Source organism: Streptomyces sp. 8P21H-1, assembly GCF_013302945.1.
In genome coordinates this window covers 1-355 of record NZ_JABTYA010000043.1, presented here as the reverse complement: position 1 = coordinate 355, position 355 = coordinate 1, and the positions used below count along the sequence as shown (strand labels likewise).

General features: G+C 67.6%; 1 protein-coding gene. It reads left to right on the top strand.

Annotation, left to right across the window (positions count from 1 at the left end):
- Nucleotides 1-355 (top strand): sugar phosphate isomerase/epimerase (locus HO151_RS00880; RefSeq protein ID WP_254594610.1); only part of this gene is annotated, 355 nt, incomplete at both ends.

Below are 355 nucleotides of genomic sequence, written 5' to 3'. Positions count from 1 at the left end.
CGATCGGGCATCGATCGGCCTTCGGCTTCAACGTGGACCCGTCGCACTTCGTGTGGCAGCGGATCGATCCCGTGGCATTCGTGCTCGACTTCGCCGAGCACGTCACGCACGTGCACGTCAAGGAGTCGATCACGAATCTCGACGGCCGCAACGGCGTCCTCGGATCCCACTTGCCCTGGGCGAACCCCCGTCGTGGGTGGACGTTCGTGTCGACGGGACATGGCGCCGTTCCCTGGGAGCCGTTCTTCCGGGCCCTGAACGCGATCGGGTACGACGGGCCCACGAGCGTCGAATGGGAGGACGCCGGCATGGACCGACTGGTCGGCGCGCCCGAGGCGCTCGCTTACGTGAGGCG